1 protein-coding gene is annotated in these 645 nt (G+C 66.5%); it reads left to right on the top strand.

Annotation, left to right across the window (positions count from 1 at the left end):
- Positions 1 to 14 precede the first annotated feature (14 nt).
- Positions 15 to 645 (top strand): response regulator transcription factor (locus CXQ97_RS18810; RefSeq protein WP_104182375.1); only part of this gene is annotated, 631 nt, incomplete at its 3' end.

Raw genomic sequence — 645 nt, 5'->3', positions numbered from 1 at the left:
TGAAGGACGTCACGGTGTTCATCCTCGATGACCACGAACTGGTCCGGCGGGGCTTACGGGAACTGCTGGAGGCCGAAGGGTGCGAGATCGTCGGGGAATCCGGCTCCGCCGAGGAAGCCACGCGCCGCATCCCTGCCCTGTCACCCGACATCTCGATCCTGGATGCGAGACTGCCGGACGGGACGGGGATCGAGGTGTGCCGGGACGTGCGCTCCATCGATCCTTCCCTGTCGTGTGTCATCCTGACCAGCTACGACGACGACCATGCGGTGCGAGGCGCGATACTGGCCGGCGCTTCCGGCTACATCCTCAAGGAGATCCTCGGCTCGGACCTGGTCGGAAGGACACGGAGGGCCGCCGCCGGTGAATCCCTGTTCGAACCCGGCATGAAGCGCCGCATCATCGCCGGCCTGCGGGATGCGCCGCAGGAGGACCTACGCCTGGCCGGCCTGACGGCACAGGAGAGGAAGGTCCTCACGCTGATCGGGGACGGGCTGACGAATCGGCAGATCGGCATCGAACTGTTCCTGGCCGAGAAGACGGTCAAGAACTACGTGTCCTCACTCCTCGCGAAACTCGGCTTCCGGCGACGGACCCAGGCCGCCGTCTACATCTCGACGCCCTCGGGCGCCCCGTCCCGTCAGG

Origin of the sequence: Arthrobacter sp. B0490 (genome assembly GCF_002929355.1) — a bacterium.
Lineage (GTDB): Bacteria > Actinomycetota > Actinomycetes > Actinomycetales > Micrococcaceae > Arthrobacter_D.
This window is presented reverse-complemented; position numbering and strand designations above follow the sequence as displayed.